The following is a 24420-nucleotide window of genomic DNA, read 5'->3' on the forward strand; positions in this document are numbered from 1 at the left end:
GGCTAAAGTGTTGCCTATGCCTTCAATATAATTTGCAACCAAGGTATTCGGATCCTTCTATTGTTTCACTATAAATGAATAGCTCCCTTAAGTGATTTTGCAAATAAAGTCGTTAACTTTTTAAAATTCATGATCCAATCTTACGGTCGAGGCATAAATGCTTCTCTTTCATCCAATAATGACAAAAATTCGTTTTTTGTTAGAGCGAGCCATAATCGAAAACTGGAAGGAAGTCGCCGATATTTATTTCAAATGTTACCTTCTGCAACAATCTTAGCTACTTATGCAATTGAAATAGTTCAAAAAGCAAATAGAAAGAAACGCCAAGTGATGCTTGAATTAAAACCAGCACCCGTTACTTTCTTACCATCTGAAAGGACTGGAAAAGCAGCGTGGCCTAGTATCTGGAAAGGATGATTCCGTTTACAAGAGCGAGTTGAAGGGCTTAGGATAGCTACCGAGTTGATCGAGATGCGAGCAAGAGACAACTCAATTGGTGTGGAGCCTAATTTCGTCCCATTTTAACTGCGTCAGATTGGCTTCACAAACATCTGTCGCGAATGTAAATGCTGACATATCTTATAAATGTTTTGACAGCTCTTTTAGCAAGCAGTTAGCCTCATGTTTTGTAAGCCAGCGTATATACTTATTTTCAACTTTTCTCATTCGAATAGCAGCAATTGATTCAAGACAACCCCACTCTTTTTGAGCGGGGTTTAAAATGGCTCGAATTAAATCCAGAATTCGTTTCAATGTGGTAAGTGCTCTAGGCCAACCGGGGTAACACATTTTGCCAACTCAGAGGGTGTGGTGGTTCATTACATTAGAACCAAACTCCGGTTGCCTATCATTTTGATGTTGGCAAGGAGACCCAAAGAATCGATTTGGATTTTGTGCGGTAGGTTCAGAGGTATTCTCTGCTTCATTTATCCTGGAAAAATAATCTACCATCAGCCCGCCGTGTTTAAATAGATGCAAGGAGGCAGATGATGTCGCTAGAAAAGCTTCATCGACTTTAAAAACAAGTCTTAAATCTCCTGAGAAGGACGAGCCGTATTTGTTCGATAAATAGTGCTTAAATTGCAGTTGTTGTTCCTCATTAACATTTAGGGTTTTAATGAGATTAATGTCCTCTTGTGTTAGCTCTTCTCCCTCAATACCTTTGTCCCAGGCTTGTTTAAGAGCCAAGCGATTTTCTGGATGAATATTTTTTTCAAAGTGGGCTTTAAGAAACTCATTGATTTCTGTTTTGATGATGTCTTCAGTCAGGATTTTCAGTAATGGATGGCCAAGGACTGATTGAAATAAACGACGTTTCACCCCGGAAAAACAACTGGGTCGATCTGCTTCAAGGTCATCATAATGCTCTTGCACGCCATTTTTCAGTTTACTTTTGTCCCAATTGTGCGCACGGCCCAGATGTGCCAACTCATCGATAAAATGCGCCAATCGTGTCGCGAAGGTAAATCCATCGATGCATGGAGCAAGCTCATCAATTGCTGCCAAATATAAAATGCCTATGAGTGATTGATATTCTTCAAAGGTAGACCAGCGTTCTGTGTGTTCCTCATTGATGTAAACATAACCGGCATCTTCATGCATCCAGTGATTAGGTTTGGAAATATAACGCCATGCAGTGTGCGGTTTGTTTTGATAGTACGCTTTCAATGCGTTTTCTCTTTGCTGGGTCGTTAACGAGAGTGCAGCAAAATCATGCCAGCATAGCGGTAAATGTATCGACTCATTTTTGGTCGCTAAGACAGCGGGATTGGCTCTATAATGAGATTCCAGGGTGTAACGCAAATCCCCAAGTATAGCAGAGGCTCCAGCTTGCTTTAATAGAGGCTCATAACGCTCGATTGCTGCATGAAGCCGTTTTTGCTCTCCTTGAGTTAAAGCGGTCATCGATGATTCAGTATCTGCGGCAAGTTCCCTTAAATCGACTCCTTCTTGTTGCTCATCCTGATAAAAGTTGTTTTGCTGGGCTAACTCTCGTACTGCAGGGATATTTAGTAAAAGCGTGGCGGCATCTCGGTTACCCAATGATAAAGCAAGCCGTAACAGTTCATTGGGTTGATTGAGGGTAATGGCCGTATGTGCCAATGCTTTAATTGAAGGAATCTCCAATAAATAGCGCAAGTCCTCTATTAAACCTGCGTCATTGCGGCGAATAAGGTTGCGAGCAACATAAAATAATAACCTTGCCTCCTCAGTCGAGGTCACATCAAAGACTGCATCTTGGTCATGTGTTTGCATTTGTTGTTGGCGTGCACGGAGCGCCGTTAGTTTATTTTCAATAAAAGGGGTAACATGAGATTGCTGAGATTCATATTGGTGGGATTCTGTATAGGAAAATACCGCAGCATGGTTCAATAAGTGGTTAGTAACATCAAAATGCCCATTTTGTACCGCATGTCGAAAAGCATAGAAATCTTCTTCCACAATCATTTGTTGCAGGGTTTCTGGAGAGGATTTCTCCTCTAAATAGTGAAGAATATCAAGATGCCCGTTTTTTGCTGCATATCGAAAAGCATAGAAGTTTTGTGCAGCAATCATTTTTTGTAGGGTTTCTGAAGAAGACTTTTCTTCCAGATAGTTAAGAACATCAAGATGCCCCCTTTCTGCTGCACCCATAAAAGCATAGAAGTTCCGTGCAGCAATCATTTGTTGTAGGGTTTCTGGAGACGACTTTTTTTCCAGATAGTGAAGAATATTAAGATGACCACTTGCTGCTGCATATCGAAAAACACCGTAATTTAGTGCCGTAATCACGTCTTGCCGGGTTTCTGAGGACGACTTTTTTTCCAAATAGAGAAGAACATCAAGATGCCCCCATTCTGCTGCAGCCATAAAAGCATAGAAGTTCTGTGCAGCAATCATTTGTTGTAGGGTTTCTGGAGAAACTTTTTCTTCTAGATAGTGAATAATATCAAGATGGCCACCCATTACTACAGATATAAAAACAATGAAATTATCTACAGCAATCATTTTTTTCAGGGTTTCTGAAGACGACTTTTTTTCCAAATAGCGAAGAATCTCAAGATGCCCTCTTGCTGCTGCATATCTAAAAGCATCGTAATTTCGTGCAGCAATCATTTTTTTCAGGGTTTCTGAAGACGACTTTTCTTCCAGATAATGAAGAATATTAAGATGGCCGTTTATTGCTGCACTCAGAAAAGATTGGTAATTGTCTGCAGCAATCATGTCTTGCAGGATTTTTGGAGAAGTTTTTTCTTCCAAATAGCGAAGAATATCAAGATGCCCACTTTTTGCTGCACCTATAAAAGCAGCATAATTTTGTGCGGCAATCATGTCTTGCAAGGTTTTTGGAGAAGTTTTTTCTTCCAAATAGCGAAGAATATCAAGATGCCCACTTGCTGCTGCACCTATAAAAGCATCGTAATTTCGTACAGCAATCATCTCCTGCAGGGTTTCTGGGGGAAATTTTTCTTCCAAATAGTGAATAATATCAAGATGGCCTTTTGCTGCTGAAACTCTAAAGGCAATGAAATCATATACAGCAATAATGTCTTGCAGGATTTCTGAACACGATTTTTCTTCCAAATAGTTAAAAATATCAAGATGGGCGTATCCTGCCGCACATTGAAAAGCTTCGAAATCATCTGCTTCTATTAACCAGGGATGGGAAGATGGCTCTTCAGGATCTATAACACTTATGACTGACTTAAGGATATAAAGAAAACCACATGCTGCAGCTCTTTTTATTCTTAATTGATAATTATTTATTAAACTCTCTGAATAGGGCTCTTTTTGTGCAAGGCTATCCCATAAAGCCAAATATCTGGGACTATTACCTAACATGCAGGTTACATCCAAGAGGTCAGTGACTCCCAGCCCCAACTTACCACCAAGCTTAATAAGCTCTTCGTTGCTTAAAGATGGATGACTGAATGCGAGCGCCATCCAAACTCTTTGTTTTTCATCATCGGATACCCGGGATGATTTTTTTCGGAACTCTTCTTCAGAACAGTCCATCCATGAATGGAGTTCATCAGGAAAATCGTCGAACAGGAAAAACTCGTCCCAAACAAGTTCTGGAATCAAGCAAGCTTCTGGATGTTGTGTTCTTTTGATACGATCTAAAAAAGGCATTGATAGATACCTTAAAAATAAGCAGGACAACATTTATACAATAGGGTTCATATTGATTCAAATTGAATGTTTTAATATGTTATATCAAAATATTTAATATCTTAAAAATCTATGATAGTAGTTTAGATGAAAAAATGGTTCATTAAATTAATGCCGTTTTTGAGACTCTAACAAGAGTAGGGCAATCGATGAGGGAAGAAAAAAACTGGAAGGACTATCGTTTAGAGTTATTTGAAGAAATTACTAAAGAGGGGTGTTAATTCGGTTTTATTACGATCTTTTTGAACTTGATAAAACTATTAACACATTCGACTTGTTGTCAAAAGGGATGACACCAAATTTATCGAAAGGTTGCTGCATAATTACAGTAACGGCTTTTGATCCTGTACTTATCGTGGTGCCATGTGGAACAGGTAAATCTCATATAGCCCAAGCTATTGCTCACTGTGCAATCATTATCTTCATAGTTTAACCCTTTGCATAACACGGGCCGATAGGCTGTACTTTAAAAAATTTGCCTATTATGTATACTTCTTAAAAATTACTGGTGGGAACGTGTTGTATGTTAAAAAAGTTAATGTTTTCTCTGCCTATCCTTGTCTCGACAAGTCTGTCAGTTTTTGCACAATCATCATTTAATTATCCTGAAGCAAAAAAAATTGACCAGGTAGACGGCTATCACGGCGTTAAAGTAATGGATCCCTATCGATGGCTGGAAGACATAGATTCCAATGAGGCACGTTCCTGGATTGATGCTCAAAATCAATTGACAAATGAGTATTTGTCAAAAATCACACAGCGTGATGCAATAAAAAAACGTCTAATCAAACTTTGGAACTATGAAAAGTATTCTAACCCTTTCAAAGCAGGAAATCATTATTTTTATTCAAAAAACGATGGGTTGCAGAATCAAAATGTGCTCTATATTACGGATTCTATAAATGATCCGGGCCGTGTTTTTTTTGATCCCAACAAACTGAGCAATGATGGTACTGCTGCACTGGTTGGATCATCTTTTAGCAATGATGGCAGATTTTGGGCTTATGGCATTGCTGTTTCCGGATCTGATCGAACAGAATGGCACATCCGCAATGTTGAAACTGGTAAGGATCTACTGGATACCTTGGAGCCAAATCGACATGGGGGAGTTTCATGGCTTTTAGATAATTCTGGTTTCTATTACAGTCGCTTTGTCGAAGTAACTGGAAAAAGTGGCCAAGAAAATAGCGTATTTGAAAATCTCTATTTTCATAAACTAGGTACCTCTCAATCCGAAGATTACCTCGTTTACCAACCTTTCCCTGGCCATTTTACAGAAGCACAGGTTTCCGAAGATGGAAACTGGTTAATTTTGGCAGTGAGCAAAGGTTCTTCTACACACAATATGATCTATTTTAAAAGACTTGATCAGGAAAAAACGCCGATTATCCCTCTTGTAAATAACCTGGATGCCAGTTACGGTTTTATCGGCAATGATGGAGCGAATTTTTATTTTCAAACCGATAAAGACGCTTCGAAAGGAAAAGTTACTGCGATTAATGTTCTCGCAGTCAATCCGACTTTTAGAGATATCATCCCTGAATCCCGAGAAACCCTTCTCGGTGTAAGCCTTATCAATAATCAATTCATAATGTCATATCTGAAGGATGCTCATTCGCAGATTAAAATCCACGATATTAAGGGAAAATTTATCCGAGAAATTGCACTTCCTGGTATTGGTACTGTTGCTGGTTTTAATGGAAAACGCAAGGATACAGAAACATTTTATACTTATTCCAGCTACAATACACCACCTACAATCTATCTCTATAATATGAATACTGGTCAGAGCAAACTTTTCTGCAGGGCAAAGGTAGATTTAGACCCTAATTCCTATAAGGTCGAGCAGATTTTCTATAAAAGCAAGGATGGCACTCGAATTCCAATGTTCATTATGCACAAGACAAGCATCCAATTGGATGGGAATAATCCAACCATTCTCTATGGATATGGTGGCTTCAATATTCCGATGATTCCCCAGTTTTCTTTATCGCTTATTACCTGGATGGATATGGGGGGAGTCTATGCAGTGGCAAATTTACGTGGAGGAAGTGAATATGGTGAATCCTGGCATCAGGCTGGCATGAAACTGAATAAGCAGAATGTTTTTGATGATTTTATCTCAGCAGGTGAATGGCTTATTGCCAATAAATATACTTCAAATGAAAAACTGGCGATATTTGGTGCATCTAATGGGGGCTTACTTGTGGGGGCTGTTTTGAACCAGCGACCCGATTTATTTGGTGCGGCGGTACCGGCAGTAGGGGTAATGGATATGCTTAGATTTGGCAAGTTCACTATTGGTAAAGCCTGGGAAGTGGAATATGGTTCTCCTGATAATCCTGAAGAATTTAGGGTTCTCTATGGCTATTCACCATTACACAATATAAAGCAGGATACCAAATATCCAGCAACTCTGATAACGACTGCGGATCATGATGATCGTGTCTTCCCAGCACATAGTTTTAAATATGCGGCAACTTTGCAGGATGCCCAATCAGGTGATGCTCCCATACTGATCCGTATCGAAACCAAGGCTGGCCACGGGACCGGAAAACCAACTGACAAGCAAATTCAGGAAGTCGCTGATGTTTATGCATTTCTTATGAAAAATCTGAAGATAAATTGTAACCAATGTTTCCGGAATAGATCATAAAAAAATGGTGAACACGAAAGGATTCGCCCCCTGGTTCTAAGCCATATTGATCAAGAAAATTATTTTATAAAATCATTAGGTTGAGATGTAAAAAATTTAGGAATAACTGCTTAAAACAGTTTGAAACTTCTATGGTTATACTACAGATTTATTACAAATCTTCTACAGTGAAAGAATGTGGTTATTTCACCCATATGAGCCTGAGACAGGTGATGAGGATATATACAGCAAGCGTAGGTCGGGCTCTTCGGCCTACATTTCATTTTTCACAAATTCAAACAAATGAGCTTGTACTACACCAATCCATTGAGGAAAAAGAATGCGATTCTGAATAAATTGGTCAATGCTTGAATAAAGCCAATCTATTGGATGAACATCATGACTATGTTTGACAGGCTTATAATAAATGTAATTGACATGATGCTCAAAGTCTAGATCATCACGAATGAGATGCTTTCAAAACCGTGTTTGCCAACCGCCTTGTTCTCGCCTATTTATTGGTATTGGAGAAATGATTTCCTTGATTGGTACCTGTCTTGAGAAGAGGCCTTCTATTAGATTCCAACGCAACGAAAAGTTCCCATCACTTTCAGGCTGGGTGAAGGTTGGGCAATATAACAATGGCATCAATTACCATATTAGTGGTTTCATTTTTATAAGATGACTCGAACTTATAGCAAATCTTTCCATACGACAAACACTCTAACCGCTCATTAGATACAGTGTTTTGCAATATACCGACACAATCGCTTAATCTCATGTCGCTGATTTGATTTAGCACTAACTCCGAGCTAGTTTATTTTTGCTTACCAATCTTTGAAAATTACTCTATTTATTAGACTTTCATAATCTGGAGCAATACAAATGTCGCTATTAGAGAAAACCATTTGCAAGATATCTTTCGTTACAGAAGCAGGACTTAGATTTAGCTGCGTCGTGTTACTCGTGAAGACCCAAGTTAAACCATAATCCTTACTATGTACTAATAAAGGATGCTGTGCGTTTGCTTCATCAGTATAATAACCTGTTGCGATACAGTGGCTTTCATAGCAATGAGCTGTTTGTAAGCTTCCGTTTGATACAAACGCAGGGGTTAAGTTTGGCTGAGTAATGTTACTTGGGAAATCCCAGGTAACACCATCTGTACTATGTGCCAATAAAGGGCGTTGTACATTTGCCGCATCAGTATAATGACCTGTTGCAATACAGCGAATTGCATTGCAATGAACCGCTTGTAAGACACCATTTGATGCAAAAGCAGGGCGAATATTTTGCTGCGTAATGCTGTTTGAAAAATCCCAAGTTAAACCACGATCATCACTATGTGCTAATAAAGGATGCTGTACGTTTGTTGCATCAGTATAATAACCTGTTGCAATACAACGCCTTGCATTGCAATGAATCGCCTGAAAGACGCCGTTTGATACAAACGCAGGGGTTAAGTTTGGCTGAGTAATGTTACTTGGGAAGCCCCAGGTAACGCCATCTGTACTATGTGCTAATAAAGGGCGCTGTACATTTGCCGCATCAGTATAATAACCTGTTGCAATACAGCGAATTGCATTGCAATGAACCGCTTGTAAGACACCATTTGATGCAAAAGCAGGGCTAATGTTTGGCTGAGTAATGCTGTTTGGGAAATCCCAAGTTAAACCACGATCATCGCTATGTGCTAATAAAGGATGTTTCATGTTTGCTGCATCAGTATAATAACCCGTTGCAATACAATGGATAGTATTGCAATGCACTGCCTGCAAGACACTATTTGATACAAAAGAAGGGCTAATCTTTGGCTGAATAGGGTTACTTGGAAAGCCCCAGGTTAAACCACTATCCTTGCTATGTACTAATAAGGGATGCTGCACGTTTGCTGTATCAGTATAATAACCCGTTGCAATACAGTGGTTTTGTTTACAATCAACCGCTTGTAAGACACCATTTGATGCAAAAGCAGGAAATATGTTTGGCTCCGTAATGACACTAGGGACGTCCAAAACGGTTTCACCAGTTAAGACGGAACTCGATGCAATAACCGGCTTATTTTCAACATTATTCATGTTCATTACTGTTAATAAGTAAGGAACATCGTGAATAAGCCCTGTAATCGTGCACGAAGTAGTTTCGGATGAAATACAAGTTAATCCGCTAAAAGATAATGATATTTTTTTGTCTTTCGATACATCCTGAATAGCTGATATCTCATCAAGGGATAATTCTGGGATCGGATTCCTCTCTTCATTGTTATTTCTTGTAGTCGTACCTTCCCCTTGATCCGAACTGAAATTTTTAGAAATAGTAATAGCTTTGACATCTGTATTGCTTACTGGAAACAAGCAATATCCATTGCCTATTGGAGTACAACCCGCTATGAAATATCCTGGCTTATTGATTTTAATTCCAGCAGCGTGATAAAAGTGATTGGGAATATTTGTATTGATGAATAAGTTGGATGCATGAGCTTTATAAATCTGGCAACTCACAGGCCCATTTCCATCAAGACACAAGTTTATAATCACTTCAAGTGGAGATCCTGTCCCTACAACATTAAACAATAAACCACTTGTAATTGGAATGACTGCATTTGAAGGAGCAGATGGAGAGCTGGTTCCTATGGTATTTGTAGCCGTTACGGTAAAAGTATAAGTTGTACCGTTCCTAAGACCTATAATCGAGCACGATAGAGCACCAGTTGTCGTACAAGTTTTTAACCCCGGAATTGAAGTCACAGTGTATCGTGTAATAACTGAACCACCTGTAGTACTAGGAGCTGTCCAAGCGACAAGTGCAGATTCATTACCAGCTGTTGCAATAACATTCCCAGGGGAGCCAGGTGTTGTTGTGGTAATGGTATACGTTGTTGTACCAACGGCACTCGTTGAAAACCCTGATGCTGTAGCAATAGCCTTAATGGTTTGGGTGGAGGATACGGTAATCGGCGCACTATAAACAGGAGACATTGGGGTTGGTGTACTGCTATCGGTGGTGTAGTGGATCGTTGCACTTGGGGTAGTGGTGCTAATACTCACGTTTTGAGTGCTGCTGTAAGTTCCACCTGCGGGGCTAAAGGTCGGTGTGGCAGCCGGAGGTAGGTTTACCGTCAAAGTTGCGGCATTGCTTGTTACATTGCCAGCCACATTAGAGACACTAACTGTGTAGTTTCCAGCATCTGCTGCAGCAACACTTGCAATAGTATAGCTTGCTGCAGTGGCCCCGGAAATTGCCAGGCCATTGAAGTACCATTGATAAAAAAGTGGAGTGGTACCAGATGCTGTTACTGAGAAGGTTACGGATTGCCCCGCTGTAACTGTTTGACTAACAGGTTGAGTGGTTATTACTGGCGAAGTGGCAATAGTATACGTTGCTGTACCAACGGCACTCGTTGAAAACCCTGATGCTGTGGCAATAGCCTTAATGGTTTGGGTGGAGGATACGGTAATCGGCGCACTATAAACAGGAGACATTGGGGTTGGTATACTGCCATCGGTGGTGTAGTGGATCGTTGCACTTGGGGTAATGGTGCTAATACTCACGCTTTGAGTGGTGCTGTAAGTTCCACCTGCGGGGCTAAAGGTCGGTGTGGCAGCCGGAGGTAGGTTTACCGTCAAAGTTGCGGCATTGCTTGTTACATTGCCATCTACATTAGAGACACTAACTGTGTAGTTTCCAGTATCTGCTGCAGCAACACTTGCAATAGTATAGCTTGTTGCAGTGGCCCCGGAAATTGCCAGGCCATTGAAGTACCATTGATAAAAAAGTGGAGTGGTACCAGATGCTGTTACTGAGAAGGTTACGGATTGCCCCGCTGTAACTGTTTGACTAACGGGTTGAGTGGTTATTATTGGGGCTACCAATGTTTGTTCTACAAACTGACTAAGTGATTCGTGATCTACGCTATTATAGTGGGTTTGACTTATTTCTACATTAGGAAAAGTTTTTGCGAAAGCATTATTTACTTGTCCAAATTGTAATATAAAAGCAAAAAAAATATATAAAATAGCAACAAGCAATTTAAACTTATTCATCATTAGTCCATTAAATTTAAGACAACCCCTTTTAAAATATCATCATTTTTTTAAAAGAGAAAGCTGAAACCTTGGGGCGCTGTTGGCCTTTTGCCAATCCTGGTTTTTTGGGTTCTTACTTTATTTCAACTTACATCTTCTTCTGTTTAAAATTTTTGAATGAAGCTTTCAAATTACTCTATAACATTACCATGTGGTTTACTTTCAGGAAGAGATTTTGGCATAGATCCAAAATCATTCTCTTTTTGTTATATTATTCGTTGATTTTGAGAGTCTCATCGTGCCCATAGAACGGGTTCATCAAACAATTAATCTATTGAATGTATTCAAGTTAGACAAGAGCATCAAATCAAAAATCACATATTTGTGTATTAGAAAGGATTTTGACAATAGGTGTGTATTCGTCTTGATTACTAGCAAAGTGGTTTTAATCAATTCTACAAAATTGTGGAAGAAATGTTGAGTAAAATAAAGATACTCTGGTTGGATGCAAAACTACTTGAATCATGTCATTCAATTAAATCAGATTTTACATTTAGATAAGATCGAACCTCCAAAAATAGAAAGATTTTTGATGTAGGACTCTACATCCCCATTAGAAATCACTCAAAAATATAAAACATCCTAATCCCTAATGAGGCATAATGTAGAATCAGAATTTACTTGAAATGAAGAAGCTATTTTTCCACCAGAATATTGTTAAAAAAGTTTCTGTAGTTACTTAATAACAGGCATCACATATCAAGCTGATGCGCTAACTAAGACGCGTTGACCATTGATCCCCACCGCCTAAGTATGATGGACTCATCCGTTTTGCAAGTAATTAACTAGTGAAAGGAGAGGGATTTGTATTCCTATATCCAAGACTTATTTTATCCACTCCAGGCTCTGATGAGGTTCGTACTCTGTCTCCTTATCGTGCCGTCGGACATTTCATCCAGAGTAGGCGGTGGGGATGAATTGTCTACACACTTAGTTATAGCATTATTTTTAATAAACGACTTGAGCTTTCGGATCATTTAGATATTAAGCTCAAGCCGAGAAAAGTAACAAACTAGATAACAAATCTATGGCTTAGGGTTAGCTAAATCTACAGCAAATGCAAGTCCTAATTTAGAAAAATTGGTTATATGAGACATAGAACGATAATCAATAGAATCATCAGACGAATGGATATGTGGATTATGGTTGTCAAAATGAGATTCAAAGGGGATGGCTACAGGAACCCCCACGTTATGCCAACTTACATGATTGCTACAAGCGTAACCACAATCAGTTTTTTTAACTTCTAAGTGCAAATAAGTATGAACTAAAGTTCTCAGGTAGTCTGTCAAATTTGTATTAACATTATCATATACCATCCATAAACTCGGATCATTGTCAAAGGAGTATCCTGCTAAATCAAACTGAATCGCTTCACTAACTGGAATCTGCTAATTTTTAAAGTGAGAAACAACCTATCTTGAGCCGACTAAACCGCGCTCCTCTTCTGAATACCAAATAAAGTAAATAGGTTTTTGAAATTTTATTCCACTAGCCATTAAGACTCTAGCAATTTCCAAGACAATCACATTTCCGCTTGCATCATCATCGGCACCAGGAACATTTTCTCCTTCAAAACTTGGTATAGTATCGATGTGGGAACCAATAACGATTCCTGGTTGATTGGAATGACCAAATTTTAAAACTACAGAGGGCTGCTTATAATGTCCTGTCTCTACCAAGAAAATATCGATATCGCTTCTTGAGTAATCGGTCGCATAATTTTTTATTTGATTTTCTATCCATTTAGAAGCCTCTACACCTAAATCAGTATCCGCAGAGCGGTCATGAAAATTACTTAATGCGATTAAGTTTTTCTGCATTTCAGATGCATTAATATCCTTTAATTAAGGAATTAACTTCTTTTTAGTAATTAATGTTATATTTCACTTCAGAATGAGTTGTACTTTTACCTTGATTTTGAGGTGAGTATGGGTTGAGTAACTGATTTGTGACTGTATAATTCTGTTTAGAGGAGTGTTTAAGTACTTGCCAATCTTTGGTAACATCAATAAATCCACCACAGGATTTCTTTTTGATGATTTTTTTGCGTATATTCACTTATTAATTCCTGCTTCATTAACAGAAATTAATCGATAAAGTTTATTTTGAACGAGTAGAGCATAATCGAAATGAGTATTTGCCAACAGACATAAGCGGGCCTCATTAAATATCTATAACAAATCAGCATAAGCATCATAATTAAAATTGATTTTTGAAACAGCCCTCCCTTCATGAAAGTGCCAAACTAATTTTCGTATTTGCTGTAAGAGCTCCTCCATAGTAGAAAATGACTTACAACCATAGAATCTCTGCTTTAACCATCGCCAAAATCGTTCAATTGGATTGTATTCAGGAGAGTAAGTAGGAAGAAAGAGTAATTGCACCCAGTCATTCTTTTAAACAAATTTCTGAACTTTCTTACTCTTGTGTATTGGTCCATTATCGAGAACGGTCATTAACTTTTTATTAGGATTTGCTTTATGGAGTTGATGCAAGAATAGGATCAATTGCTGGCTATTTCTTGTATCAGCCTGCTTCCAATAAAATCGGCTTGTTCGCATGTTTAATGCGCCAAAAATAGTCTTGCTCAGTCTGGCTTTCTTCGTATTGACTACTTTTTTTCACCACTTTTAAACCAACCTCGACTGACATAAGGTTGGTTTGAAAAATGAGATTCATCCGCGAAAAGTATTTCAATATCCTCTCCACTATCCTTCTTAATCCCCTCAATGATTATCAATGATTCGTGCTTTTTCTCAGTCGAGGATTAAGCATTTGCAGGAAATCGTTTATACATAAAGCCTAATCGATTAAGTGATTTTACCAACGTATTATCACAAGCAGACACGCCTTGTTTTTCAAACCAATCTCGCAACAGATTAATCTGCCATTCTGCTTCCTGATAACCATATTCCTGAGGTGATTTTCCGAGTAACTCCTCAAGTTGAGATTCAATAATAGGTGCGTTCCTGGCCGGGCGAACCGGTTGACTTCGACTTTATAGACAATTGGATTTATCGGGATAATGTATTGGATAATTCAGGATAATAATCTTGATTTTTCTGAATAAACAACGATATACATTTAACAATGTATATTTAATTAAGTCCTAACTTACCAGGCGATGAAAATGTTGAAAGAAAATTAACTACTATTGTTCTTGAATTGTTAAAAGAGTTTCGGATCGCGTATCTTACCGGACCACGCCAAGCAGGCAAGACAACGTTAACAAAATCTATTTCACCCGATTATGTTCCCATTAGCATGGTGAATGACACCTATCAAAAGTATAAGTGGTTTTTAAATCAATCGACTTAATCAGTTCAAGTTTTGCACCGGTTTTCTCATATATTATTTTGTTTGCTTGTTTGGTGAATTTTTCAATATTTTTTTGGGGGATTGACTTCCATTCATTATAAGAATCCCAATTGATAATAATATATAAGTAACCGGGTTTATCTGGATTTATACCTACTTGCTTAGCTCTGAATGCATAATATTGTGATAAGTATTTAGTCCATAATTCATGATCTATGCGGATTATTTGTTTAATCTTTTTGGGATCGGTTTTAAAGATCAATAATTCAAGACCATTGTGAAAAAACTGAGAATTTTTTGCTATCGCAAGAGTAATAGTTGAGTAACCTATTAATAAACCCAAGAATATTTTCTTTAGCATATGTTGTTTATCTTAAGATAAAGAGCTTAATTTTAAAATCCCTATCATCAACAATGTGGGAACGCTTTTGGTGATTCATTTTTTATATACCAATATCATCTGGTTGTAATATTCATTTATTATACTAAATTTCTAGCTATTTGAAACTTAATTTGATTATGGGAATTTATCATCTTGAGTTTTAATAAATTTATGTAAAAAGCTGCCTATAGTTAGTTAGGTCTTTACCTAATCCTTTTGGGTCTAAAGTGTTACCTATGTCTCTGGTATAATTTGTAACAACTAAGGTTATAATATAGTTTGTTACAAATCTTCTACACCAGAATTTTTGAAGCCTTGTCTACATACTTCCTATTTTAGGTGTGCCTCATAAAGCCCAAAAAAATTGAATTAAAAATACGTTTCTTTAGGGAACTTAGGATTAAAATCCTTTTGCAAAAGTTCAGGAGTAATATATTGGCTCATATAATACTTACTTAGTTCACCCTCTTCATTTTTTGCTATTTCTCCCATTTTTCTGACAGTATGGTAGTAGTGGGAATCAATAGAACCAGTACCATGTATGGAATGAATGAGACTTGGTAAATTTAATTCATGATTTGGTGAGTCATTATTTACCGTATTAAAATAATAGAGATTTAATATCACATTTGCAGGTATTAAATTTGGATAACTGCTATAAAAATGGTTTAAAGGTACTAAGACTTGCTTAAGTAAATCATCATAAACATTAAAATGAATACTTGCTTGAGGGTGGTATAGAGCAATGCGATGCATTTGAGGATATATGATGTTTATTTTATCTTCGGAAAAGGTAAACTCGGTATGAGTTTTTTGCAAAAGCTCATCTACGATTTCATTTGATACACAACTTTTTAATAAATTTAATTTTTTTTCCTGTGCCACTTGATTGATACAATTAATAGTAAACCCAGGTTTACGATTTGCGGTGATATCTGCTAATAATAGAGGGTCAAAACATGCTCCCAGTGATTTTGCTAATACTTTTGCTACAGGGAATGCCAAGTTATTTTGATTGTAGATACTATTAAGACAATCCAGACGGATACTTTGCCTATTGGAACTACTTGTAACATAATCAACAGCATATTTTTTGTTTTCTTTTTGATGATTTAGATACTCAATCACAGGTTTATGCCTCTTGCCAATTTCGCTAGGTTCCATGTGTTGCAATCCAAAACACCCATCATGATCAATTGCATTAACACGAACAAGCTGGCCACTATTTTTTGTCATTGTCTTAACGGATCGCGCAAAAAATAAATTTCTATGTGGCAAGGCGGTTAATTTGTATAATTGTCTGAACATGTCTTAAGATTCATGAAATAATATTATTGTAATGCTACAACAATTAGACAACATAATCGAGATGAAACCAACTCTTATGTTTTATACCAAAATTGAGCCAAAAAAGAACTACATGAGGATCAAGATACCAATAGTTTTACAGAGACTTGAATGTCAATAAATTGTTTATAAGTTAGTACAAAAATTTATATTGAATTTGATTTAAAAATTAGACATACCTTACTGTTTCTAAATAAAAAAGGTTTAGGGAACTGTTATACTGGATACCTACGTCCTTAGCTCATAATAAGGAGCATTATAGTATTGATTCAGTAATTTTTTTCAGGATGATTAGAACTGATGCGAGATAGAATACTAATACTTTATACACTTGCGACTCTATTAGGTATATTAACAGGAACAGTGGGTTCATTGTTTCAACTAGCAATCCATGGGGTAAACAAGGTTTTAATTCACTGGTTTAATTTTGCAGCTTCAAAAGGCTATAATATTGGTATTATTTCTGCGCTCACCACTATGGTCATGGTTTTCATCACCTGGTCGCTTGTAAAATGGTTTGTAACCGAAGGATCAGGAAGTGGTGTTCAGGAAATTGAGGGAGCTTTGCTTCATAAACGCCCAATTTTTTGGCGAAGATTGTTGCCTGTAAAATTTGTGGGTGGCGTCATGGCAATTGGTTCTAAAATGGTTCTGGGACGCGAAGGACCTACCATTCAGATAGGTGGGAATCTAGGTGAAATGTTAGGTGAGATCTTCTGTTTAACCAGAAAAAGACGTGATTCACTTATAGCTGCTGGAGCTGCAGCAGGACTTGCAACAGCGTTTAATGCACCTCTTGCTGGTATTTTATTTGTACTTGAAGAAATGCGTAACGAGTTTAATTTCTCCTTTACAAATTTTAAGGTGGTTGCCATATGCTGTGTATTTGCAACAATCATGTTGCATGTCATTATTGGGCCTCAACCAGATATTAAAATGGTTGTCTTTGCCCCACCAGGACTTCAGTCGCTTTGGGTTTTCTTTGCTTTTGGTATCATAGTAGGTATTGTAGGTCTTTGTTTTAATAAATTTTTGATGAAATTACTGTATAGGCTGGACAAACTAAAACCATGGATGAAAGATATTTATGTATTAATTATTGGACTCACAGTTGGATATTTGGCGTATATACAGCCCAGCGTTGTTGGAGGTGGATATGATATTATAGAACAGGCTTTAATTGCTTATCCCGATTTCTCAGTTTTGATGATGTTACTCATAATCCGATTTATTATGACTTTATTATGTTACGGAACAAGTGTGCCTGGTGGTATTTTTGCGCCCATGTTAGCATTAGGAACCATTTTGGGATTAGCTGCTTCACATATTCTTCAAGCAATTTCAAGTGACACAACGATACATCCTGGTATGCTTGCGGTGGCTGGCATGGGGGCTTTGTTTGCTGCTTCTGTACGAGCACCGATTACGGGCATTATTCTTGTTGTTGAAATGACACAAAATTATTTATTGATATTGCCATTAATGATTACCTGTTTAACATCGACTACAGTTGTCCAGTTAGCAAGACAGGTCCCCATATATACTCAGCTTTTGCGTAGAACGTTAAAAAATGAATCATGTTCATAGATGTTTTATGATGTATTTAAATATTTTCAAATTTGACTTAATGGAAGACATAGATCAGAGAGGGTATAAGTGATTGACTATATGAGAGTTAATATGTGGATTATTTATATTGTTACAGCCATCATTAGTACTGGGCTAGTACATATGGTGCTTGCTCGAGTTAGCCGTCATTTAACTGAAAAGGCAGAACAGCGCAAGGTGCTCTTCGCAGAAGCTTTTTTAAAGGCATTTGCTTTACCCATGGGGTTTTTAATTTGGCTCTTAGGTTTGTCTTTTACTAGCACTATTTTTTTATCTTATAAAAAAAATTCCTTTTTAATCGCCAATCTTTCTGTAATGAAGCAAATAGGTATTGTTTTCATTTTATGCTGGGTATTGGTTCGTTTTATACGCTGCTTTGAAGAGCTTTATTTAACTTTTTGTGAGCAACAAACTAAAGAAATAGATAAAACGCTGGTGCATGCTACACGGCAGCTACTAACCATTGCGGTGGTTATTATTGGTCTGTTACTTATTATGCAGGCTATGGACATTCCTGTAGCTGGATTACTTGCCTTTGGAGGAATAGGCGGAGCAGGGGTTGCTTTAGCTGCTAAGGATTTGCTGGCTAATTTTTTTGGAGGGTTGGTTATTTATCTGGATAGGCCATTTAAAGTAGGAGACTGGATTCGATCACCAGACAAAAATATTGAAGGAGTTGTGGAATACATTGGTTGGCGAATGACTCGTATCAGGACTTTTGATAAACGACCCTTATATGTTCCTAACGGGATATTTTTAACCATTAGTGTTGAAAATCCCTCAAGAATGCAGCACCGACGTATTAAAACAAATATTGGCATTCGTTATCAGGATGCGGGTAAAATTAATAAAATAACTAAAGAAATAAAAGCGTGTCTTTTGGAGAATGAAGAAATTGACAAATCTCAAACAGTCACCGTAAGCTTAGTCGAGTTTGGTTCTTCTTCTTTAAATATTATGGTCTCGGCTTATTGCAAAACGATAAAAGGGACTCAATTCTATGGTGTGCAACACGAAATCTTGATGAATATACTTGATATTATTGAAAGAAACGGTGCTGAATGTGCTTTTCCGACACAAACTCTTTATGTACAACCAACGAACTAATGAGAAGAGGTGATAATCGTTTTTCCAAATGTTTCTTTTATTGTAAAAGCTAAAATTACTATTGATATGATAGCAAATATAATCAGGACAAAGAGAAGTTCTTGAGAATTTTTTATTTCTAAGGGATAAGACAACATACTCCCTAATATTGGAGCATTAATTGATGAAACCAGGGCGATCATCGCATTATTAAAAGATAATCCTATAGCTAAAAAATTTTCTTTACAATGTTTATCATGAAATTTTTAGAGGTAGAATATGAAAATTAAGGAAATAGGTAACTAGTTTTGGGGGGTAATTTCTTAATATGGTTGATTTGCTCTAATAGCATATCTGGTACATTAAATTGTTTATTTGATCTCCAAAGAACAGAATACTGAAACTTTAATAAGTTTTAATGCAATAAAAAATAAAGGCATTATTAATAGCTTAGCTATGTCAGAAGGCACTGTCATGGTTTTATTTACACTCGATAACTTTAAGGATGGTTTTCACTTGAACTAGATACTGAATACAGCTTGGGAATTACCAATGACTCCGAAGATTTTTTCAGCCTAAATTGTTGCGATAAAGTTTCTGTTAAGCAGACAAATATAAGATATCAAGAGATGAAAAACAGAGATACATAAAATTCTATTTTTCTGATAGCGTGGCTAATTTTTTGATGCTTCTAACATAGGGATTAACTATGTCACACATTTGGATAGTTATAATAGATCTAGCATGGCCCATTAGCTTGTTTATTGCTTGGATTTTTGGAGAGATTGGATTTAGATGTGCGAAGATACCCCATATCAGTGTTTATGCAATGATTGGCTTTATACTTGCACCAACTCAAATTGGATTGTTACCAAAAGTTGAAACTTCATCCATTTTATTTTTAGCAAATATTGGTTTTGGCTTGATTTTATTTGAATCTGGATATCGAATAAATCTAAGATGGTTTTTCAATAACTTATGGATTCTTGCAACCAGTTTTGCGGAAGCAACACTAACCTTTGTCTTTATTTATTTTGTAGCAAAATACTATGGGTTAAACCAATCTACAAGTCTTTTGTTAGCAGCATTATCCACAGCTACCTCTCCGGCAACTATCATCCGTATGATTCATGAGCAGCATAGTTCTGGGCAAGTAACTGAGCGTATTCTGCACTTGTCAGTATTAAACAGTATTTTTGCGGTATTTCTTTTTAAAGTAATTATTGGTTTAGTGATTTTTAGAAACTCCGGAGATTTATGGCAAGCGATGTCTAGTAGCTTAATCGTTCTGTTACTATCAACTGGGTTAGGCATGCTATTCGGAGTAATTCTACCGACTCTCCTTAAAAATTTTAAAAATACCTATAGTGACAATACACTCCCTTTTACAATTGCACTAATTTTATTGGTAGCCATAACCCATTATTTTAAGCTTTCCCCACTATTGGCAACTTTAACCTTTGGAATTGTATCTCGACATGGCCGGTTTGTATTTAACTCTTCTCAACGTGGTTTTGGTACAATAGGTGATTTATTAACAGTTTTATTATTTGTATTTATTGCTGCCAAAATCGATTGGCATCTTGTAAAAAATGGATGGGTTATTGGATTATCTATTATTCTTGTTCGGCAGTTGGCGAAAATTGTTGGCATTGGCGTATTTGCTTATTTCAGTGGAATATCCTTGAAAAAGGGGCTGCTTACAGGAGTTGCAATGGCGCCAATTTCTGTATTTGTCATCTTAATATTAGAACAAAGTAGGTATATAGGGCTCAATTTAGTTGAGACTCTAGCTCCACTTGCAATGGTTGCAATTAGTTTAGAAGTAATAGGTCCCATTATGGTTCAATATTCATTTTATTTCGCAAAAGAAATTCAGTAACAAAGGAGAGATAACAATATGCCTTTGGAGGTATTTAATAATTCCAAGCTCTTAACCATGGGGGTTGAGCTTGAATTACAATTAGTTAGTCTTAGTGACTATGATTTAACCGATTCAAGCCCTGACTTACTGGAACTATTGAAACGGCAGCCATTCCCAGGCGCTTTTACGCCTGAAATTACCGAAAGCATGATTGAAGTATCAACTCATATACATAGTGCTTATGAAGATCTTTTAAATGAATTATTGGATATTCGTGATAAATTAATTTTGGCTGGAGATAAGTTGAATATTGGGATATGTGGTGGAGGAACCCATCCATTTCAATTATGGTCAGAGCGAAAAATATATAATAAATTAAGGTTTTTAGAGGTATCTAAACTATATGGCTATCTTTCCAAGCAGTTCACTATATTTGGTCTACATATCCATATTGGTTGTACCTCCGGGAAAGAGGCTCTTTTCCTACTTCATAGTTTGAATCGCTATATCCCACATTTCATTGCTCTATCTGCTTCTTCTCCATTTGTACAAGGGAAGGATACTTTGTTCAACTCTGCACGACTTAATTCAGTTTTTGCATTTCCTTTAAGTGGTCGTGCTCCCTTTGTATTAGATTGGGAACAATTCAATCAATATTTCACTAAAATGGAATTAACTGGCATAGTTCATAGTATGAAGGATTTTTATTGGGATATTCGCCCAAAACCTGAGTTCGGGACAATTGAATTACGTGTTTGCGACACTCCCTTAACTGTCAATAGAGCAGCGGCTTTAGCTTCCTATTTGCAATCATTATGTTCGTATTTACTGGAAGAACAAGAACTTATCCCGGAAGAAGATGATTATCTTGTGTACAACTACAATCGATTTCAAGCGTGTCGATTTGGTTTAGAAGGAACCATTATTCACCCTAAAACATATGAGCCAATATTGCTAAGGGAAGATATACTTACTACTTTACGTTTAATCCAATCACATGCTGAGCAATTAAACGGTCTAGGGGCATTGGACCATATCAATAGAATTACCCATCAGGGAAGTGATGCGACATTCTTACGACAAAAATATATAGAGCAAACAAGTGTTGAAAGTATTGTGGATACATCATTAAAACGGTTTAGATATTGAAAACAGGACTTTATTACAAAATCTCTAATTAATTTCAAAATTTCCAGCTTTTATAATTTATTATTCTGCACTATGTGGTTGAGGAATATCATCAATTTCATGTGAGCTGCGTTTTGATTATGGATCTCTTAAATCGATATCTAGAGCAGCCATAGTTTTAAAGTAGAAGTAATTTATGACAAAGATTCAAAGACATTCAATTGCTAAAAATTTTGTATTTGAATAAATCTAAATCTATTACAATAGAGAACGACTATCATTCAATGATTGGTTATAACACGCCGGAGGGATTTGAGACTAAAAGGGGGCTTAGCAAAGAGTCTTTTTTTCAGAGTAAGCTCACTCCGCTATAATAGTCATTTTTTAGCATCAACAATGAGGTAAAAAACTATTACAAAAAAGATCAAATAGACTGTTTTTTACATAAAGAGGTTACGTCAATGAAGTTATTTTTATCTAATAAAGCTCATTTTATTAGCAATGCTTTTTTTTCCTCGTCTACATATAAAGCTCTTAATAATAGTTTTATTTTCATCCCAGGTTTAGGGTGTGATGAAAGAATCTGGGGAAAAGTTAATGCTGGGCTAAACCGCTTAGAACAAGGAAATATTTTATATCCTCCTTATCACGGAAAAACGATTCCTGAATTCGCTAGTTCCATTTTGCAACAATGTGAAGTTGCATCTTATAAAAAACTGTATATTGCCGGCCACTCCCTAGGATCTAATATTGCTATTAAACTTGCAAAATATTTGCTAGACAGCTCGATTCAAGTGAATGGTCTTGTTTTAGTTAATGGAAGCATAGCACCTCATACAGAAAGGGAAGTTGATAAGAAAAAGAGGTTGGTTCAAAAAATCCATAAAGAAGAAAATTTTTATAAAATAATTGCTAATCCTAACTTTTATACACAACTATCGAATAGGCTCAATAACGAGGATCGTGAACTTCTAATGCAGATGGTAAAAAAAACGGGTAAAGATGTCTTTGTACATCAATTATTAGCAACCCTAAACAGACATGCTACAAAGGAAGATCTTCTTGAACTGTTAAATAATAATATCAAGGTGATAGCGATTAACGGGGATAAAGATAAGGTTATCCCTAATTCAGGATGGAGTGATCTTTTAAATACATATAAAAACTTTACTTCTAAAATAGTTGCTAATGGAAGTCATATACTTCCGATGGAACATAATGAGATTATTTTAGACAGTATAAAATCTTTGTTTTGTAGCTCAAAAAAGGAATATCTTTTAGAATGCAATAAAAAAGATGATGTTTTGAAGCCAATGATATAAAAACCGTTGAGAAGTATGTAAGGCATTTAATAAAATATGTCTGCCACTAAGCCTTATATTGACTACCTCGTTAAAAGTTCTGGGATATTCCAGTTCCCAGAATTCACTCACCAACGCGACAGGTTAAAGGCCGCGAGCGTCCTGTTTCCGGCACGTTTGCTCCCAAAGAGCAAAGTGTATACCTAAATCAATGAATTATTTGCTGCAGAAAGATTTACTTCGCAGTCCTTAGGGCTGTCTGTATAAATCGCAGCCTATCGCGGACTATGCACCTCAGCCTTCCTTGGCGCACAGCGAGGATGGGGTTCACTGTATTTTTAAATTATCAAATTCGAATTAGATTAAAACATTATCTGAACCAACGATGACATGCAAATTGCAAGGTGTTTATTTTGACAACTTATTTTTTAAATAATAGAACATGGGAAGAAAGATGGGGATAAATAGTAAGACTATAGTAACCTTGGCAGGATTCAATGAGTATTTCCATTGGTAATAACTTTGATTTGGTGCTGATTGTGGGTTATAGGCTTCATACGCTAACATGGAACTTAACATTAAAAATTGGCTAGAAATATAGCTCCAGTTGTACCATAGAATTATCATTGCAATACCGACTAATCCTGCAATCAGGATAAAAATATTATTGGTTTTTCCCTTGTTGGTTTCAAGTTCAAGGTTAGTGAAAGCATAATGAAAACCAACGAGCATGATAATGAAACTTAAACAGAATAATAAATGGATAACTGGATTCTGCAGCAGACCAATATAGCCAATTTGATTAGGATCAATTTGGGGTAGCGAAGCTTCAGAAGGGTGAGTAAATATTAAAGCAATACGGAGAAACCCAATAAACAATATTCCTAGCAACACAGTGAATTTCTTTTTTGTCATTTGAGTAGCCTGTATTTGCTGATATAAATTAAATTATAGTAAAAAGCACATAACAAAGAAGAACCTTAATTATCCAATAAGTCTTTAACTAAAGATTTATTTCATTACAGTGAGAATCAAGAGCGCCAATTCACATGAATTAAATTTAAATGTTCTTTCATGAATAAAAATAAAGGGTTGATCTACATAAATGGGGCAAAGAGGCTTGTTGCATTTCTGTCCGCATCTAAGTAGTCTGGAACCGATCTTTTGATCCAGTAGCCCTATCAGAAACAGTCTCGTTTTGCAAAAATCTATAAACCACTTTATTTTGTTGCCGAAGTAAATAAAGTAAAAAGAACCATAATAATTACTCCATTAAGGAAGAATTCAGGAAATAAGTGAGCATCAGTGAGCTGAGTCCAATTATTCGTCCAGGCTTTAATATTCGATGCCTTGGTTTGGGAGTATTGCTGCATCAGTTTTGAAGCCAACAGGTTGATTGCTTGTACCTGGCTTAGCGTTACAGAGCTTGCGCTGTGACGCAAAATTTCAAAAAGTTATTGAGTTGATAATGAACTAACAATCCCTAATTAATTCAATTGGTTTTATTATAA

At 36.7% G+C, this 24420-nt stretch carries 12 protein-coding genes and 4 pseudogenes; 7 read left to right on the top strand and 9 right to left on the bottom strand.

Annotation, left to right across the window (positions count from 1 at the left end; translation table 11 throughout):
• Positions 1-192 precede the first annotated feature (192 nt).
• Positions 193-390, top strand: a pseudogene (locus tag EKG34_RS17390) (IS4 family transposase); the annotation flags it as partial.
• Positions 391-798: 408 nt separating this feature from the next.
• On the opposite strand, the gene EKG34_RS17395 reads toward EKG34_RS17390, so the two are convergent.
• Positions 799-4113, bottom strand: coding sequence for an ankyrin repeat domain-containing protein (locus tag EKG34_RS17395; protein ID WP_003636907.1), 3315 nt, complete (start codon positions 4111-4113; stop codon positions 799-801).
• A 562-nt stretch (positions 4114-4675) separates the two neighbouring features.
• Here EKG34_RS17395 and EKG34_RS17400 point away from each other — a divergent pair.
• Positions 4676-6808 carry a prolyl oligopeptidase family serine peptidase gene (locus EKG34_RS17400; RefSeq protein ID WP_172622908.1) on the top strand — a complete coding sequence of 711 codons (2133 nt, stop codon included), beginning with the start codon at positions 4676-4678 and terminating at the stop codon, positions 6806-6808.
• An 806-nt stretch (positions 6809-7614) separates the two neighbouring features.
• On the opposite strand, the gene EKG34_RS17410 is transcribed toward EKG34_RS17400, so the two are convergent.
• From EKG34_RS17410 to EKG34_RS17445, 6 genes and pseudogenes are all read right to left on the bottom strand, one after another.
• Positions 7615-10830, bottom strand: coding sequence for a chitobiase/beta-hexosaminidase C-terminal domain-containing protein (locus EKG34_RS17410; RefSeq protein WP_223800028.1), 3216 nt, complete (start codon positions 10828-10830; stop codon positions 7615-7617).
• A gap of 1067 nt (positions 10831-11897) precedes the next feature.
• A pseudogene (locus EKG34_RS18755) lies at positions 11898-12695 on the bottom strand (M20/M25/M40 family metallo-hydrolase).
• A 43-nt stretch (positions 12696-12738) separates the two neighbouring features.
• A complete protein-coding gene (locus EKG34_RS17425) occupies positions 12739-12933 on the bottom strand; it encodes a hypothetical protein (RefSeq protein WP_003636913.1) in 195 nt (64 codons plus the stop codon).
• A 113-nt stretch (positions 12934-13046) separates the two neighbouring features.
• Positions 13047-13472: pseudogene (locus tag EKG34_RS19070) on the bottom strand (IS630 family transposase); the annotation flags it as partial.
• Between the two features lie 662 nt (positions 13473-14134).
• Positions 14135-14554 carry a TIGR03792 family protein gene (locus tag EKG34_RS17440; protein ID WP_003636918.1) on the bottom strand — a complete coding sequence of 140 codons (420 nt, stop codon included), beginning with the start codon at positions 14552-14554 and terminating at the stop codon, positions 14135-14137.
• Between the two features lie 390 nt (positions 14555-14944).
• Entirely contained in the window at positions 14945-15883 is a 939-nt protein-coding gene (locus EKG34_RS17445) for a hypothetical protein (protein WP_003636919.1), read from the bottom strand.
• 339 nt (positions 15884-16222) lie between these two features.
• Here EKG34_RS17445 and clcA point away from each other — a divergent pair, with 339 nt between their 5' ends.
• The 5 genes and pseudogenes from clcA (at position 16223) to EKG34_RS17480 (ending at position 22930) form a co-directional block, all read left to right on the top strand.
• Complete coding sequence (gene clcA, locus EKG34_RS17450) at positions 16223-17509, top strand: H(+)/Cl(-) exchange transporter ClcA (protein ID WP_080619715.1); 1287 nt, start codon at positions 16223-16225, stop codon at positions 17507-17509.
• Positions 17510-17590: 81 nt separating this feature from the next.
• Positions 17591-18637, top strand: a complete 1047-nt coding sequence (locus EKG34_RS17455) for a mechanosensitive ion channel family protein (RefSeq protein ID WP_080619716.1) — start codon at positions 17591-17593, stop codon at positions 18635-18637.
• A 688-nt stretch (positions 18638-19325) separates the two neighbouring features.
• A pseudogene (locus EKG34_RS17470) lies at positions 19326-20512 on the top strand (cation:proton antiporter).
• 4 nt (positions 20513-20516) lie between these two features.
• The gene (locus EKG34_RS17475) at positions 20517-21629 is read left to right on the top strand and encodes a YbdK family carboxylate-amine ligase (RefSeq protein WP_080619718.1); all 1113 of its coding nucleotides are present in this window, start codon (positions 20517-20519) and stop codon (positions 21627-21629) included.
• A 440-nt stretch (positions 21630-22069) separates the two neighbouring features.
• Complete coding sequence (locus tag EKG34_RS17480) at positions 22070-22930, top strand: alpha/beta fold hydrolase (RefSeq protein ID WP_080619719.1); 861 nt, start codon at positions 22070-22072, stop codon at positions 22928-22930.
• Positions 22931-23317: 387 nt separating this feature from the next.
• Here the strand turns inward: EKG34_RS17480 and EKG34_RS17485 are convergent, their stop codons facing one another.
• Both EKG34_RS17485 and EKG34_RS17490 read right to left on the bottom strand, forming a co-directional pair.
• Positions 23318-23824, bottom strand: coding sequence for a hypothetical protein (locus EKG34_RS17485; protein WP_080619720.1), 507 nt, complete (start codon positions 23822-23824; stop codon positions 23318-23320).
• A gap of 305 nt (positions 23825-24129) precedes the next feature.
• Complete coding sequence (locus EKG34_RS17490; RefSeq protein ID WP_125461270.1) at positions 24130-24351, bottom strand: hypothetical protein; 222 nt, start codon at positions 24349-24351, stop codon at positions 24130-24132.
• Positions 24352-24420: the final 69 nt, after the last annotated feature.

The sequence above is a fragment of the Legionella longbeachae genome (assembly GCF_004283175.1).
In the GTDB taxonomy this organism is placed as follows: Bacteria; Pseudomonadota; Gammaproteobacteria; order Legionellales; family Legionellaceae; genus Legionella; species Legionella longbeachae.

Excerpts from the sequence above, each read along its gene's own strand:
- EKG34_RS17395 (WP_003636907.1), bottom strand. The coding sequence starts at position 4,113 with ATGCCTTTTTTAGATCGTATCAAAAGAACACAACATCCAGAAGCTTGC.
- EKG34_RS17400 (WP_172622908.1), top strand. The coding sequence starts at position 4,676 with ATGTTAAAAAAGTTAATGTTTTCTCTGCCTATCCTTGTCTCGACAAGT.
- EKG34_RS17410 (WP_223800028.1), bottom strand. The coding sequence starts at position 10,830 with ATGAATAAGTTTAAATTGCTTGTTGCTATTTTATATATTTTTTTTGCT.
- EKG34_RS17440 (WP_003636918.1), bottom strand. The coding sequence starts at position 14,554 with ATGCTAAAGAAAATATTCTTGGGTTTATTAATAGGTTACTCAACTATT.
- EKG34_RS17445 (WP_003636919.1), bottom strand. The coding sequence starts at position 15,883 with ATGTTCAGACAATTATACAAATTAACCGCCTTGCCACATAGAAATTTA.
- clcA (WP_080619715.1), top strand. The coding sequence starts at position 16,223 with ATGCGAGATAGAATACTAATACTTTATACACTTGCGACTCTATTAGGT.
- EKG34_RS17455 (WP_080619716.1), top strand. The coding sequence starts at position 17,591 with ATGAGAGTTAATATGTGGATTATTTATATTGTTACAGCCATCATTAGT.
- EKG34_RS17475 (WP_080619718.1), top strand. The coding sequence starts at position 20,517 with ATGCCTTTGGAGGTATTTAATAATTCCAAGCTCTTAACCATGGGGGTT.
- EKG34_RS17480 (WP_080619719.1), top strand. The coding sequence starts at position 22,070 with ATGAAGTTATTTTTATCTAATAAAGCTCATTTTATTAGCAATGCTTTT.
- EKG34_RS17485 (WP_080619720.1), bottom strand. The coding sequence starts at position 23,824 with ATGACAAAAAAGAAATTCACTGTGTTGCTAGGAATATTGTTTATTGGG.